Origin of the sequence: Saccharothrix sp. NRRL B-16348, assembly GCF_001280085.1 — a bacterium.
Classification (GTDB): domain Bacteria; phylum Actinomycetota; class Actinomycetes; order Mycobacteriales; family Pseudonocardiaceae; genus Actinosynnema.
In genome coordinates, this window is record NZ_LGED01000158.1 from 16,371 (window position 1) to 31,047 (window position 14,677).

A 14,677-nucleotide genomic window follows, 5' to 3' on the forward strand; every position below is an offset into this window, starting at 1 on the left:
AGCGGCAAACCGGACCCAGCGGCGGACCGAACTCGGCGGGCAATTGGCCGTTCAGCGGCAGGCAGGACCCAGCGGCAGCCGGCAGCCCGGCCGGTCAGACCTTGCCGAAGCCGCACTCCACGAGAGCGGTGAACAGGGCGTCCGCGATGCCCGGTGCGGCGGCGAAGGTGGCGTCCGCGCCCAGCTCCGGGGCCTCCCCCGGCAGGTGCACGACCGCGCCCGCCTCCGACGCCAGCAACGCCCCCGCCGCCCAGTCCCACCGACCCAGGGTGTGCTCGGCGTAGGCGTCCAGCCGACCCGCCGCCACGGCGCACAGGTCCAGCGACGCCGCACCGGCCCGCCGCATGTCCCGCACCCGGGTCGCCAGGCCCGCCCACGTGTCCGCCTGCCGCTGCCGCCGCTCCGCCCGGTAGGCGAAGCCGTAACCCAGAAGGGACAGATCCAATCGGGTGGCATCGGACACCTGGAGCCGCCGGCCGTCCAGCCACGCGCCACCGCCCCGCGCCGCCGTCCACACCCGACCGCTGACGGGCTCCACCACGGCACCCGCCACGGACGCGCCGTCGACCTGCGCGGCGACCGACACGGCGTAGTGAGGGATCCCGTACAGGTAGTTCACGGTGCCGTCGATCGGGTCTACGACCCAGGTCAGGCCCTCGATGGCGGCACTGCCACCCTCCTCCTCCCCGATCACCGGCTCACCGGGCCGCAGCTCGGCGAGCCTCCTGCGGACGAGTTGTTCGGACGCACGGTCGGCGGCGGTCACCACGTCGGTGGCGCTGCTCTTGGTGTCGACATCGGTCACGGCGGCATCGCGCATGGTCACGGCCAGGTCGCCCGCTTCGCGGGCCACGAGCACGGCGACGTCGACCAATGAGCGCGGATCGAAACGCAACTGTTCCTCCTGCGTCACTCTCACGGGACTATCGGAGAACTGCAGGCTAATGTCTGCGGCCACGGTTACTGAATCGAGTAGGAAGGGCCACGGGGATGGGCATGACCCGCGGGTTCGGCGTGGACATCGGCGGTTCCGGCATCAAGGGCGGGCTCGTGGACCTCGAAGCGGGGGCGCTGGACGGTGAGCGCCTGCGCATCACCACGCCCCAGCCGTCGACCCCGGACGCGGTCGCCGACGTGGTCGCCGAGATCGTCGAGAAGTTCAACTGGGACGGTTCCGTCGGCGTCACCCTGCCGTGTGTGGTGAAGCACGGTGTCGCGCGTTCGGCGGCGAACGTCGACCAGGCGTGGATCGGCACGGACGCGGCCGCGCTGTTCGCCGAGCGCCTCGGCAGGCCCGCCGACCAGGTCGTCGTCCTCAACGACGCCGACGCCGCCGGCATCGCCGAGATGCGGTTCGGCTCCGGCGTCGACCGGGACGGGCTGGTGGTCCTGCTGACGTTCGGCACCGGCATCGGCAGCGCCCTGTTCCTGGACGGCGAGCTCGTGCCCAACACGGAGTTCGGCCACCTCGAAGTCGACGGCCACGACGCGGAGAAGCGCGCCGCGGCCTCGGTGAAGGAGGACAAGGGCCTCACGTGGGCGGAGTGGACGCCCCGCGTGTCCCGGTACATCAACGTGCTGGAGAACCTGATCTGGCCGGACCTGGTCATCGCGGGCGGCGGTGTCAGCAAGAAGGCGGAGAAGTGGCTCCCGCTGCTCGAGGTGCGCACCGAAGTGGTGGCCGCCGCGCTGAAGAACGACGCGGGCATCGTGGGCGCCGCCGTGGCCGCCGCGCAAGGTCTCCGGCACTGATTTCCGCAGCGTTCCACCTGCGAGAACGCGTGCCGGACCACCTCGGATGACGCCGGGGGGCAACGGCACGCGATTCTCGTCGTTACAATGGAACGGTGCCCCGCTGACGAACGATCCGGCGGGGGATCCCCCGTACTCAGGCGACCGAGGTTCGCGCCCTTCGGTCGGCCTTGATCGACAGTCGCGAAAGGGCGTACGTGGCAGCCGCGAAGACGACTCAGGCAGCTAAGGCTGACGCCGAGGAGACGCCCAAGGCCACCTCGGCGAGGAAGGCCCCGGCGAAGAAGCCGGCGGCGAAGACCGCCGCGGCGGGGAAGACGGCCACGCGGGCGCCGCGCAAGACGGCCGCCAAGGCCGCCACTGCCGCGCCTGGCAAGGTGAAGAAGGACGGCGAGGAGCCCGAAGACCTCGAAGGCGCTCCAGACGCCGAAGACCTGGTCGACGACGTCGAGTTGATCGACGAGCCGGTCGAGGAGGAGCCCGCCGAGGAGGAGGCCAAGCCCGGCGAGGGCGACTTCGTCTGGGACGAGGAGGAGTCGGAGGCCCTGCGGCAAGCCCGCAAGGACGCCGAGCTCACCGCCTCGGCCGACTCGGTCCGCGCCTACCTCAAGCAGATCGGCAAGGTCGCGCTGCTCAACGCGGAGGAGGAGGTCGAACTCGCCAAGCGCATCGAGGCCGGCCTCTACGCCGCCGAGCGGGTGCGCCGGGCCGAGGACGAGCAGGAGAAGCTGACCCCGCAGATGCGCCGCGACCTGCGGTGGATCGTGCGGGACGGCGAGCGGGCCAAGAACCACCTGTTGGAGGCGAACCTCCGGCTCGTGGTGTCGCTGGCCAAGCGCTACACCGGTCGTGGCATGGCGTTCCTGGACCTGATCCAGGAGGGCAACCTCGGCCTGATCCGCGCGGTGGAGAAGTTCGACTACACCAAGGGCTACAAGTTCTCCACGTACGCGACGTGGTGGATCCGCCAGGCGATCACCCGCGCGATGGCCGACCAGGCCCGCACCATCCGCATCCCGGTGCACATGGTCGAGGTCATCAACAAGCTGGGTCGCATCCAGCGCGAACTGCTCCAGGACCTGGGCCGCGAGCCCACCCCGGAGGAGCTCGCCAAGGAAATGGACATCACCCCGGAGAAGGTGCTGGAGATCCAGCAGTACGCCCGGGAGCCCATTTCGCTCGACCAGACGATCGGTGACGAGGGCGACAGCCAGCTCGGTGACTTCATCGAGGACTCCGAGGCCGTGGTGGCGGTGGACGCGGTGTCGTTCACGCTGCTGCAGGACCAGCTGCAGTCGGTGCTGGCGACGTTGTCCGAGCGCGAGGCGGGTGTGGTGCGGCTGCGGTTCGGCCTCACCGACGGCCAGCCGCGCACGCTGGACGAGATCGGCCAGGTCTACGGCGTGACGCGCGAGCGGATCCGGCAGATCGAGTCGAAGACGATGTCGAAGCTCCGGCACCCGTCGCGGTCGCAGGTGTTGCGCGACTACCTGGACTGATACCCAGGCTGAAGATCACTCTGAGCCAGGGCCTCTCGACCGAACAGTCGAGGGGCCCTGGTTCTTTTGTGCTTCTTCACCCGATTGGCCGATGCTCGCGCTCACTCTCCGTGCTGTTCTGGTGGTGGCGCAGCCGCCGGGGGGCGGCGTTGGGGCGCGCCGACACAGGGGGAAGTCCATGACGGAACGTCGCACTGAAGCACGCCTTTCACGCCTGGCCTCGGCCGAGGCGTTGGACCGGCAGCCGTGGCCGGAGCACGTCAACAACGGCGAGGAGGGCGACTACCCGTACGTCGCCAACTACAGCAAGGGCCTGCCGCACGACGAGGTCGGCGAGGTGCGCCCCGAGGCGTACAACACGCTGCTCAGGGCCCTGGCCACCGGCCGGTCGGAGGACTTCGAGCGGATCCCGCTCGGCCGGGGCGTCAAGCTCACCAACCCGCAGGCCGGCCTGGCGTTCGAGCTGGAGGGCCCGGACCCGCAGTCGCTGGCCGTGCCGCCCGCGCCGCGCATCGACAGCGCGCGCAACTCGGCCGAGGCGGTCGAGCTGTACTGGATGGCCCTGACCAGGGACATCCCGTTCACCGAGTACGACGGCCACCCGTTGATCGCGCAGGCCGCGGACGAGCTGTCGCGGTTGAGCGACTACCGGGCGCCGAAGGTCGACGGCCGCGTCACGCCCGCCACGATCTTCCGCGGCGGCACGCGCGGTGACCTGCGGGGACCGTTCCTGTCGCAGTTCCTGCTGCGTGACGTCCAGTACGGCACGCTGCGCATACCGCAGCTGCACGACACCGTGCGGCCGGACCGCGACTTCCTGACCGACTTCGACGCGTGGCGGGCGGTGCAGGAGGGCGGGAGCACGCCGCCCATCAAGCGGGACCACGTCAACCGCCGGTACCTGCGCAACGGCCGCGACATGGCCAACTACGTGCACTTCGACGCGTTGTACGAGGCGTACCTCAACGCGGCGCTGATCCTGCTCGACCTGAACGCGCCGGTCGACGCGGGCAACCCGTACCGGCACTCGGCCAACCAGATCGGCTTCGGCACCTACGGCCCGCCGCACCTGTTGTCGCTGGTGACCGAGGTGGCGACGCGGGCGTTGAAGGCGATGTGGTTCCAGAAGTGGTACGTGCACCGCAGGCTGCGGCCGGAGGCGTTCGGCGGTCGGATCCACGCGCACCTGTCCGGGCTGCGGGACTACGCCATGATCGACCGCGAGGTGCTGGACTCGGAGGCGGTCAAGCTCACCTACGAGAAGCACGGCTCGTACCTGCTGCCGCAGGCGTTCCCGGAGGGCTCGCCGACGCACCCGTCGTACGGCTCGGGTCACGCGACCGTCGCCGGCGCGTGCGTCACGGTGCTGAAGGCGTGGTTCGACGAGTCGTGGGCGCTGCCGAAGCCCGTCGTGGCCAACGCCGCCGGCACGGCCCTCGTCCCCTACACCGGTGGCGAGGCGCTCACCGTCGGCGGCGAGTTGGACAAGGTGGCGGCGAACGTCGCGACCGCCCGGAACATGGGCGGCGTGCACTGGCGGTCGGACTTCACCGAGTCCCTGCTCCTCGGCGAGGCGGTCGGCATCGGGGTGCTGCGGGACCACGTCCGGGTCAACCACGAGGACGCGTCGTTCGGCCTGACGCGGTTCGACGGGCGGCGCGTGACCATCTGAACGGGCAGTCGAACGGCTCGTGAACCGGACGGATCATGTCCGGATCGTGGAACGCGGCGCCGTGTTCGCTCTGGGCTGACCAAAGTGTTACCCGTCACACCGAGGACTCGCGAGGACCGCCCTTCTGGAGCATCAAGGGTGCGTCGAACGCCGTATTCGCAGGTCGGAAAACCGTTGGCACGACAGCGGAACGTGAGCACGGGCGGATCGAACCGGTGGAAACGACAGGTTCCGACCACCCGGGCGCCGGGTAAATCAGGAGTGACGCGGGTCGCCACGGTCAGGGGAACACTGACTTCCGCCCGAACGTCTGCAAGAGTGAAGGCAGCGAACACGGCGCACCCGCCAGATGCGAAGTGGTCGCAGCTAGGTGTGAGGGCACCGATCCCCGGTGCCGGGACGGAGGGAGATTTCCATGACTACGACGCTCACCCGCCCCGCGTTGACCGCTGCCGACCGCTGCGACCGCTGCGGGGCTGCTGCCCAGGTTCGCGCCGTGCTCCCCTCCGGGGGCGAGTTGCTGTTCTGCGGGCACCACGCCCGTGAGCACAGCACCAAGCTGCGTGAGCTCGCTGCCGAGTTGCAGCAGGGCTGAACACCACGAGTCCCGGCCAAGGGGCTCGTAGCACCCTAGCCGTCCGGGGCGGGGATCCGAGAGGATCCCCGCCCCCCTCATTTTCGGCGGACACGTTTGTCGTGGTCTCGCCGATACTGTTGGTGACGGACGCGGGCGGGAGTGGTGCGTGGTGATCGAGTCGGTTGACCTCGTGGTGGCGGCGCTGGCCGCCGGTGCGGCGGCGGGCGTGACGGACACGGCCTCGACCGCCGTGAAGGACGCGTACCAGGGCCTGAAGTCGCTGACACGGCGCGCGTTGCGCCGCGGTGGGGTTGAGCAGGAGCCGACCGACCCCGAGGACCTGAAGGCCGCTCTGACCGCCGCGGACGCCGGGGCCGATGCCGAGCTGGTCGCGGCGGCACGCCGGGTGCTGGAGCTGGCGGACCCGGAGAACGCGGCCAAGTACCGCGTCGACGTGCACGACAACCAGGGCGTGCAGATCGGCGACGGCAACACGATGACGCTGAACTTCGGCAAGTAGCTCCGCCGATGGAGGTCCGCGACAACCTCGGCGTGCAGGTCGGCGACGGGAACACCCAGCACGTCCACCTGCCGCCGGTGACGCCGGTGACGTGGCCCGTGCGGGTCGGCGTGCTGCCGCCGGTCGCGGACCGGTACCAACGCCGTGCGGCCGAGTCCGAGTTGGCCGGAATGTCCGGGATCGTCCTGTCCGGTTTGGGCGGTGTCGGCAAGTCCCAGTTGGCGGCACGTCACGCGCACGCCGTGTGGCGGGACGAGTCGGTCGACCTGGTGGTGTGGCTCGCGGCCGTGACGCGGACCGCCGTGATCAGCGGCTACGCCGAGGCCGCCGGCCGGGTGCTGCGCGACCTCGCACCCGGGATCAGCCCGGAGCACGCGGCGGCCGCCTTCCAGACGTGGCTCAGCTCGACCGGCCGGCGGTGGCTGATCGTCCTGGACGACGTGCAGGACCCCGCCGACCTCAAGGGCTTGTGGCCGCCGAACACCCCGACCGGTCAGGTCGTCGTGACGACCCGCCGCCGTGATGCCGCGCTGTCCCGTGACGATCGCCGGTTGATCGAGGTCGGCGTGTTCACCGAGGCCGAGTCACTGGCCTACCTGACCGCGAAGCTCCCCGGTCGCGACACCGAACACCTGCGAGCACTGGCGAGTGATCTGGGTCACTTGCCACTGGCCTTGGCGCAGGCCACCGCGTTCATCGCGGACAAGCCACTGCTCACCGTCGCCGACTACCGCAAACGATTGGCAGACCGCCGAACCCTGGCCCAGGTGCTGCCCGCGGCAGGCGAACTGCCCGACGAGCACCAGGCCACGGTCGCGGCGACTTGGTCGTTGTCGATCGAACGCGCCGACGCGCTCCGCCCGGAAGGTCTCGCGCGACCACTGCTGGAGATCATCAGCCTGCTCGATCCCGCCGGTACCCCGGTCGCGGTGGTCACGAGGGCCAATGTCCTGGCGCACCTCGATGTGGATGCCGATGCCGTCGGTGACGCGCTGGGATGCCTGCACCGGCTGAGCCTGATCACCCTCGACACCAGCACGATTCAGGCACACGCGCTGCTCCAACGCGCCGTCCGCGACACCATCGAGCCGGAGCGGCTCACTCCCCTGGCGCACCTCGCGGCGAACGCGCTCCTCCTCGCCTGGCCGGCACACGCGACCGACAGCGCCCTGGCCGCGGCTCTCCGGTCCGCCACGAACGCGCTGCACAGCCACACGTCGCCGGCGCTCTGGGAACCGGAGGGACACGCGGTCCTGCTCCACGCGGGCAGATCCCTGGGCGACGCAGGTCTGCTCGCTGAGGCCATCGACTACTTCCGAGACCTGAGACGACAAGCGGAACACCACCTCGGGCCGGACCACCACGACAGCCTCCACACCCGCAACGCCATCGCGTACTGGAGCGGACAGGCGGGGCACCACGTCGAAGCCGCCGCCGAGTACGAGCGCGTGGTCGCGGATTCCGCCCGCGTCCTCGGGCCGGACCACCCGAACACCCTGACCGCCAGGAACAACCTCGCCAACCGACGAGCGGTGGCAGGCGACACCGCGAACACGGTCGCGGAGTTCGAGCAGTTGCTCGCCGACCGACTCCGGGTCCTGGGCGCGGACCACCCGGACACCGTCTTCACGAGGAACAACCTCGCCGGGTGGCGGATCGAGTCAGGTGGCCGCGCGGAGGCGATCGCGGAGTTCGAACGGGTGGTCGCCGACCACCTCCGGGTCATCGGACCCGACCACCCCCGCACTTTCCTCGCCCGCCACAACCTCGCATGCCTGCGTGCGGAAACAGGCGATTACGCGCGCGCGATGGTCGAGCTGGAACAACTGCTGCACGACCGCCGCCGGGTCCAGGGTCCCGATCACCCCGGCACCCTGGCCGCTCACTACACCCTGGCCTTCTGGCGTGGTCCAGTCGCGATCACCGAGCTCCAGGCGGTGCTGGCCGACCAACTGCGTGTGCTCGGACCCGCCCACCCCGACGTCGTACTCACGCGCCGATCCATCCAGGTCCTGTCAGACCTCGCCCAGGACGGGCTCGAAGGCAAGCTCGGCGGCGCCGATGAGCTTGGCGTCACGGCCGAGGGGCGACGAGACGATCCTCGTCCCGCCGACGGCACGTGACACCAGCGAACGCTTCTGCACGGTGCGCCGCAGCTGGTCCACCAACGACTCCGGCAGCGCGGTGAACAAGTCGCCCAGCACCACCAGTTCCGGCCCGAGCATGTTGACCACCGTGATCAACCCCATGGACAGCCACTCGGTGAACTCGCCCAGCCGGTGCGCGACGCTGTCCGGCGAACCGGCCAACGACCGCAGCTCCGCCACCACCGTCCCCCGCGGCGCGTCTTCGGGCAGGGCCAGGGCACGGCACAGCGCCGCCTCGCCGACCTCGGTCTCCCAACACCCCTGGCAGCCGCAGTAGCAGCGGCGGCCGCCGGGGCGCACGACCATGTGCCCCAGTTCGCCGACGTACCCGCCGGTGCCGCGCAGCGGTTGGCCGCTGGAGATCACGCCGCCGCCGATGCCGACGTCGGCGGAGATGTAGACCATGTCCGACGATCCGCGCGCCGCGCCGCGCACGTGTTCGGCCAAGGCGCCCAGCTCGGCGTCGTTGCCGACCTGGACGGGGACCTTGAGCACCGACGACAGCCGTTCGCCCAGCGCCACGTCGGTCCAGTGCAGGTTCGGCGCCTCGTGCACGAGACCGTCGGCGCGGCGCACCACACCGGGCACGGAGACGCCGACGCCGACCGCCTGCACGTCGAGCTCGTCGGCGAGGAGCTTGGCCGAGTCGGCGATGTGCGTGATCACCTCGCCGGGATCGCGGGACCGGTGGTGCAGGTTCCACGAGTCCCGGCCGAGGATGTCGCCGCCGAGGCCGACCATGGCCATCGCCACCTGTTCGACGCGGACGTCGATGGCCATCACGACGGCCGCGTGCGGTTGCGGCAGCACGAGGAGGGACGGCCGGCCGGCGCCGGAGCGCTGCGCCGGCACGCGTTCGGCCACCACGCCCGACTCGGCCAGGCCGTCCACCAGGGCTTTGATCGTGCTGCGGTTGAGGCCCAGCTCAGCCGCGAGCGAGGCCCTGGTGGAGGGCCCGTCCACGTGCAGTCGGCGCAGCAGCGCCGTTCGATTGTGCCTTCGTACCTCGTCGGGTCGGGCTCCCGCGGTCGGTGGGCTCACGTCAGCGGACGGCGGACGCCGCCCGGCGGCGGGACAGCGCGTCGACGCTCGCCGCCAGCAGCAGCACGAGACCGGTCACGATGAACACCACGGCGGCGGGCTGGTCGAGCAGGCCCATGCCGTTCTGGATGATCGCGAGCACCGCGCCACCGATGACCGCGTCGCGCAGCTTGCCCTTGCCGCCGAACAGCGACGTGCCGCCGATCACGGCCGCGCCGACCGCCATGAGCAGCGTGTTGCCGCCACCCGCGTTCGGGTCGACCGAGCCGACCTTCGACGAGTAGACGATCGCGCCGATGGCCGCCATCGAGGAGGCGATCACGAACACGCTCATCCGGATCTGCGCCACGTTGATGCCGGCGCGGCGGGCGGCTTCCTGGTTGCCGCCGACGGCGTAGACGTGCCGGCCGTAGCGGGTGCGCTCGAGCACGAACGTGCCGATGACCAGCAGGACGAGCACGATCGGCACCACGAACGGCACGCCGGTGATCACCACGAGGTCGCTCTTGGAGCGGTTGAGCGTCAACGCGTAGGTGGCCACCGCGCCCAGCACGAGGACCGCGCCGACCTTGACCAGCACGATCGGGGTGGGCGACGCGACCAGGCCGCGGCGCAGCCTGCTGAAGTGGCGGCCGAGCACGACCGCCCCGTAGCCGCCCGCGGCGACGACGAACAGCGCCCACGAGCCCGCCGTGCTCAAGTTGCCGTTGGCGACGTTGAAGATGATGTCGTCGCGCAGGCCGAGCGTGCCGCCCTCGCCGATGAACTGGAGGATGACGCCGCCCCAGGCGAGGAACAGCGCCAGGGTCACGACGAACGACGGGATGCCGACGCGGGCGACGAGGAAGCCGGTGATGCAGCCGATGGCGGCGCCGACGCAGACGGCCAGCAGCATCTCGACCCACGGGTTGGCGGGCACGCCGATCAGGGCGACGGCCAGTGCCACCACCGACAGGGCGACGCCCGCCCAGATGCGCATGATCCCGGCCAGCACGGCGGCCAGCGCCAGCAGGCCGCAGAAGAGGTAGAAGACGGTGTCGCCCATGCCCCCGAGCAGGTTGCCGCCGTGGATCAGGTGCAGCGCCATCACCGAGGCGGTGACGCCGGACGCGGTGCCCGCGGACAGGTCGATCTCGCCCAGGAGCAGGACGAACACCAGGCCCATGGCGATGATCACGACGCTCGCGCCCTGCGCGAGGAGGTTGGCGATGTTGCCCAGGGTGAGGAAGGTGTCCGCGAGGGAGCTGAACACGATCAGCAGCACGACCACGCCGAGCAGCGCGGGCAGGGAGCCGAGTTCGCCGCCGCGCAGCCGGGCCGCGTAGTCGCGCACCGCCTCGCCGGTGGACTGGGACGTGGTGTCGATGCCGAAGTCGGAGATCGCCGCGCCCTGGGGGGCGTCCGGGGCGGTCTCGCTCGTGGTGTTGGACATGCTGCGTTCCTCGTCGTGGGGAGCTTTGCGCGGCGGCATCAGATGGTCGCGGTTTCGGGGCGGGCGATGCCCAGGTCCCCGGAGCGGCCGGCGGTGATCAGCTCGACCACCTGGCCGTGGGTGACGTCCTTGGTGTTGACCTCGGCCGCCATCCGGCCCAGGTACAGGCACGCGATGCGGTCGGCGACCTCGAACACGTCGTTCATGTTGTGGCTGATCAGCACGACGCCCAGGCCCTGCTCGGCGAGCCTGCGCACCAGGTCGAGGACCTGGCGGGTCTGCGCGACGCCGAGCGCCGCGGTCGGCTCGTCCAGCAGCACGACCTTGCTGTTCCACAGCACGGCCTTGGCGATGGCCACGGTCTGCCGCTGGCCGCCGGACAGCGACGCGACCTGCGTGCGCACCGACTTGACCGTGCGGACCGACAGCGAGGTCAGCGTCTTGCGCGCGGCCTGCTCCATGTCGGCCTCGTCGAGCAGGCCCAGCTTGCCGCGTTCCCGGCCGAGGAACATGTTCTGCACGATGTCGAGGTTGTCGCACAGCGCGAGGTCCTGGTAGACGACCTCGATGCCCAGGTGCGCGGCGTCACGCGGGCCGTGGATGTGGACTTCCTCGCCGTTGAACAGGACCTGGCCTGAGTCGGTGGGGTGGATGCCCGCGATGCACTTGACCAACGTCGACTTGCCCGCGCCGTTGTCGCCGACGAGGGCGGTGACCTGGCCCGGGTGCACGTCGAAGTCGATGTCGTGCAGGACGTGCACGGGACCGAAGCTCTTGTTGATGCCGCGCAGCTCGAGGATCGGCTCGCTCACTGGAATTCCTCCGTCTAACCCGTCTGAAGGGGTCCAACCCGTTCTCGGGTGCAGCCCCACACGTGGGTGGGCGCGCCGGAACGGGGTGCGTCTCCCACACCCCGCCCCGGCGCGAGCCTTGTCTTACTTGATGCCGAGCTCGGTGCAGACGGCCGCCAGGTCGGCGACGCAGACATCGGTCGCCTTGACGAAGCCGGCGTCCACGACGACCTTGACCTTGTCCTTGGTGATCAGCTGCGCCGGCAGCAGGACCGACTTGACGTCCCGGTTGCCGGTGGTGTCCTTGGTGACGCCGGTCGCCATCTTGTCGGCGGCGGCCGTGTCGCCCTTGGCCAGCGCGGCGGCCAGCTTGGCGGTCGCCTCGGCCTGCTCGTTGATCGGCTTGAACACGGTCATGAACTGGTCGCCGCGCAGGATGGCCTGGAGGCCCTCCGGGGTGGCGTCCTGGCCGGTGACCGGGACCTTGCCGTTCAGGCCGTACTTCTTCAGCACGGTGATGATCGCGCCCGCGAGGCCGTCGTTGGCGGCGACCACGCCGTCCACCTTCTGGCCGTTGCCGGTCAGGATCTGCTCGAAGGTGGTGCCACCGACCTGGTTGTCCCACTTGTCGATCGGCTTCGACTGGACGAGCTTCAGGTCGCCGGCGTCGTACTTCGGCTTGAGGACCTTCTGCTGGCCGTTGTAGAACAGCGTCGCGTTGTTGTCCGTCGGCGCGCCCTCGATCTCGATGATCTCGGCCGGCTTCTTGGTCGGCGCCAGCGCGGCGAGGCCCTCGACGAGGCCCTGGCCCTGCAGCTCGCCGACCTTCTCGTTGTCGAACGAGACGTAGTACTTCGAGCTGCCGCCCAGGTTCAGCCGGTCGTAGTCGATGACCGGGATGCCCTGCGCCTCGGCCTTCTTCGCGACCGTCGCGCCGATCTCGCTGTTCGGCGTGGCGATGATCAGGACCTTGACGCCGGCGTTGATCATGCCGTCGGCGAGGGTCGAGAACTTCTGGGCCTCACCCTGGGCGTTCTGGATGTCCGCCTGGAGGCCCTCGGCCTCCAGCGCCTTCTTCAGCAGCGGCTTGTCGAAGCCTTCCCAGCGAGCGGAGCTGGCGGTCTCGGGGAGGATGACGCCGACCTTCGCGCCGCCCGAGCCGCTGTTCGTGTTGGTGTCCGGCGCGGTGTTCCCGCCGGACGTGTTGGCGCCACATGCCGTCATGGCAACGGCAAGGCCGGTGCCAAGGGCGATGAGAGCGAGGCTCTTGCTGCGCATCCGCCATCCCTTTCACGCAGGAGCGTAAATGTTGTGGCGCACAACGTATGCCGGGACAGGCGGTGACCGGAAGCACACTTGACCGGTAAAGTAGGCACGATGCGCTAACGAGGAGGTAACCGAACGGACATCTGACTACGTCTAATGCAGTAGTCCGTTACGTCAGGTCACAACAAAGGTCACCACGAGCGCAGCGTGGCGATCCGCTCCTCGAGCTGCTCGATGCTGGCCATCGCCGTCGGCGGGCCGCCGCAGTACTCGCGCAGCTGGTTGTGGATCTTGCCGTGCGGCTTCTTCGTGCGGTGGTGGTGCATGGCCACCAGGGTGTTGAGCTCCTTGCGCAGCTGCGCCAGCCGTTCCTGCACGCTCGCCGGGCGTGTCGCGGCGGGCGGCGGCGCGGCGACCGGGCGCTTGCTGGCCTCGACCAGCTGCTTCTCCTGCCGTTGCCGCAGCAGCGCGCGCACCTGGTCGGGCTCCAGCAGGCCCGGCAGCCCCAGGTACTCCTGCTCCTCGTCGCTGCCCGCGAACGCCGCCGTGCCGAACGACGAGCCGTCGTAGATCACCTGGTCGAGTTCGGCGGAGGCGCCCAGCGCGGTGAACGCCTTCTCCTCCTCGCCCGGCTCGTCCTTGGCCTGGTTGGCCAGGGCGAGCAGCTCGTCGTCCCAGCCGTCCTTCTCGCGGTGCGGCTTGCCGAGCACGTGGTCGCGCTGCTGCTCCAGCTCGCTGGCCAGCCCGAGCAGGACCGGCACGCTGGGCAGGAACACGCTGGCCGTCTCACCCCTGGCGCGCTGCCGCACGAACCGGCCGACGGCCTGGGCGAAGAACAGGGGCGTCGAGGCGCTGGTGGCGTACACGCCGACGGCCAGCCGCGGCACGTCCACGCCTTCCGACACCATGCGGACCGCGATCAGCCAGCGGTCCTGCGAGGCGGCGAACTCGGCGATCCGACCGGACGCCTTCGGGTCGTCGGACAGCACCAGGGTCGCGTCGTGGCCCGTGCTGCGCTTGAGGATCTCGGCGTACGCCTTGGCCACGGTCTGGTCGGTGGCGATCACCAGCCCGCCCGCGTCCGGCATGCCGCCCTGGCGCAGCTGGGTCAGGCGCATGTCGGCGGCCTTGAGCACCGACGGCATCCACTCGCCCGTCGGGTCGAGCGCCACCCGCCACGCCCGCGCCGTCTGCTCCTGCGTCAACGGCTCGCCGAGCCGGGCGGAGAACTCCTCGCCCGCGCTCGTGCGCCAGCTCGCCTCGCCCGAGTAGGCCAGGAAGATCACCGGCCGGACCACGCCGTCGCGCAACGCGTCGGCGTAGCCGTAGGAGTGGTCCGCGCGGCTGCGCTGCACGCCGTCCGGGCCCGGCTCGTAGCTGACGAACGGGATCGGCGAGTCGTCCGAGCGGAACGGCGTTCCGGTCAGGCAGATCCGCCGCACGGCGGGCGTGAACGCCTCGCGGATCGCGTCACCCCACGACTTGGCGTCGCCTCCGTGGTGGATCTCGTCGAGCAGCACGAGCGTCTTGCGGTTCTCCGTGCGCACCCGGTGCAGCATCGGGTGGGCGGCGACCTGGGCGTAGGTGAGCGCGACGCCGTGGTAGTCGCGGGAGGTCATCGCGTTGGTGTTGCGGAAGTTCGAGTCGATCGCGATGCCCGCCTCGGCCGCCGCCTGCGCCCACTGGTGCTTGAGGTGCTCGGTGGGCGTGACGATCGTGACGGCCTCGATCGTGCGGTCGGCCAGCAGCTCGGCGGCGACGCGCAGGCCGAACGTCGTCTTGCCCGCGCCGGGCGTGGCGACGGCCAGGAAGTCCTTGGGCTTCGCGGCCAGGTACTTGGTGAGCGCGCGGCGCTGCCAGGCGCGGAGGGGACGGGTCGTGGCGACTTGCGGTTGCGACAACCTCGAACCCTTTCTGCGCTGATCAGCGGCGGTGCCGCGGGGGTCGTGCGGCGGTGTTGCGGTGGTGGACACGCAAATG

Annotated in this window: 12 protein-coding genes; 6 read left to right on the forward strand and 6 right to left on the reverse strand. The window is 70.4% G+C overall.

Annotated elements, in window-relative coordinates; genetic code table 11:
• Window positions 1-94: 94 nt before the first annotated feature.
• Window positions 95-895: an inositol monophosphatase family protein gene (locus tag ADK67_RS15680; RefSeq protein ID WP_082403513.1), complete on the reverse strand. Its 801-nt coding sequence runs from the start codon at window positions 893-895 to the stop codon at window positions 95-97.
• 95 nt (window positions 896-990) lie between these two features.
• Between ADK67_RS15680 and ppgK the strand changes: the two genes are divergently transcribed.
• From ppgK to ADK67_RS15710, 6 genes are all read left to right on the forward strand, one after another.
• On the forward strand, window positions 991-1,752 hold the full coding sequence (gene ppgK / locus ADK67_RS15685) for a polyphosphate--glucose phosphotransferase (protein ID WP_053717174.1): 762 nt from the start codon (window positions 991-993) through the stop codon (window positions 1,750-1,752).
• Between the two features lie 197 nt (window positions 1,753-1,949).
• Complete coding sequence (locus ADK67_RS15690; RefSeq protein ID WP_053717243.1) at window positions 1,950-3,251, forward strand: RNA polymerase sigma factor; 1,302 nt, start codon at window positions 1,950-1,952, stop codon at window positions 3,249-3,251.
• A gap of 178 nt (window positions 3,252-3,429) precedes the next feature.
• Window positions 3,430-4,923 (forward strand): vanadium-dependent haloperoxidase, encoded by a 1,494-nt coding sequence (locus ADK67_RS15695; protein WP_053717175.1) that lies wholly within the window; start codon window positions 3,430-3,432, stop codon window positions 4,921-4,923.
• Window positions 4,924-5,338: 415 nt separating this feature from the next.
• A complete protein-coding gene (locus ADK67_RS15700) occupies window positions 5,339-5,518 on the forward strand; it encodes a DUF7455 domain-containing protein (RefSeq protein WP_015800348.1) in 180 nt (59 codons plus the stop codon).
• Between the two features lie 151 nt (window positions 5,519-5,669).
• On the forward strand, window positions 5,670-6,020 hold the full coding sequence (locus ADK67_RS15705; protein WP_231648205.1) for an RIP homotypic interaction motif-containing protein: 351 nt from the start codon (window positions 5,670-5,672) through the stop codon (window positions 6,018-6,020).
• Window positions 6,021-6,028: 8 nt separating this feature from the next.
• A complete protein-coding gene (locus tag ADK67_RS15710) occupies window positions 6,029-8,143 on the forward strand; it encodes a tetratricopeptide repeat protein (protein ID WP_063797611.1) in 2,115 nt (704 codons plus the stop codon).
• Here ADK67_RS15710 and ADK67_RS15715 read toward each other — a convergent pair.
• The 5 genes from ADK67_RS15715 to ADK67_RS15735 all read right to left on the reverse strand — a co-directional run bounded on the left by ADK67_RS15715 (window position 8,036) and on the right by ADK67_RS15735 (window position 14,598).
• Complete coding sequence (locus ADK67_RS15715; RefSeq protein WP_053717177.1) at window positions 8,036-9,208, reverse strand: ROK family transcriptional regulator; 1,173 nt, start codon at window positions 9,206-9,208, stop codon at window positions 8,036-8,038. The two genes, ADK67_RS15710 and ADK67_RS15715, sit on opposite strands and share 108 nt — an antisense overlap.
• Window position 9,209: 1 nt before the next feature.
• Window positions 9,210-10,640, reverse strand: coding sequence for a sugar ABC transporter permease (locus ADK67_RS15720; RefSeq protein ID WP_053717178.1), 1,431 nt, complete (start codon window positions 10,638-10,640; stop codon window positions 9,210-9,212).
• Window positions 10,641-10,678: 38 nt separating this feature from the next.
• Window positions 10,679-11,452, reverse strand: coding sequence for an ATP-binding cassette domain-containing protein (locus tag ADK67_RS15725; protein ID WP_053717179.1), 774 nt, complete (start codon window positions 11,450-11,452; stop codon window positions 10,679-10,681).
• 123 nt (window positions 11,453-11,575) lie between these two features.
• A complete protein-coding gene (locus ADK67_RS15730) occupies window positions 11,576-12,709 on the reverse strand; it encodes a sugar ABC transporter substrate-binding protein (protein WP_053717180.1) in 1,134 nt (377 codons plus the stop codon).
• A gap of 179 nt (window positions 12,710-12,888) precedes the next feature.
• Entirely contained in the window at window positions 12,889-14,598 is a 1,710-nt protein-coding gene (locus tag ADK67_RS15735) for a DEAD/DEAH box helicase (RefSeq protein ID WP_053717181.1), read from the reverse strand.
• Between the last annotated feature and the right edge of the window lie 79 nt (window positions 14,599-14,677).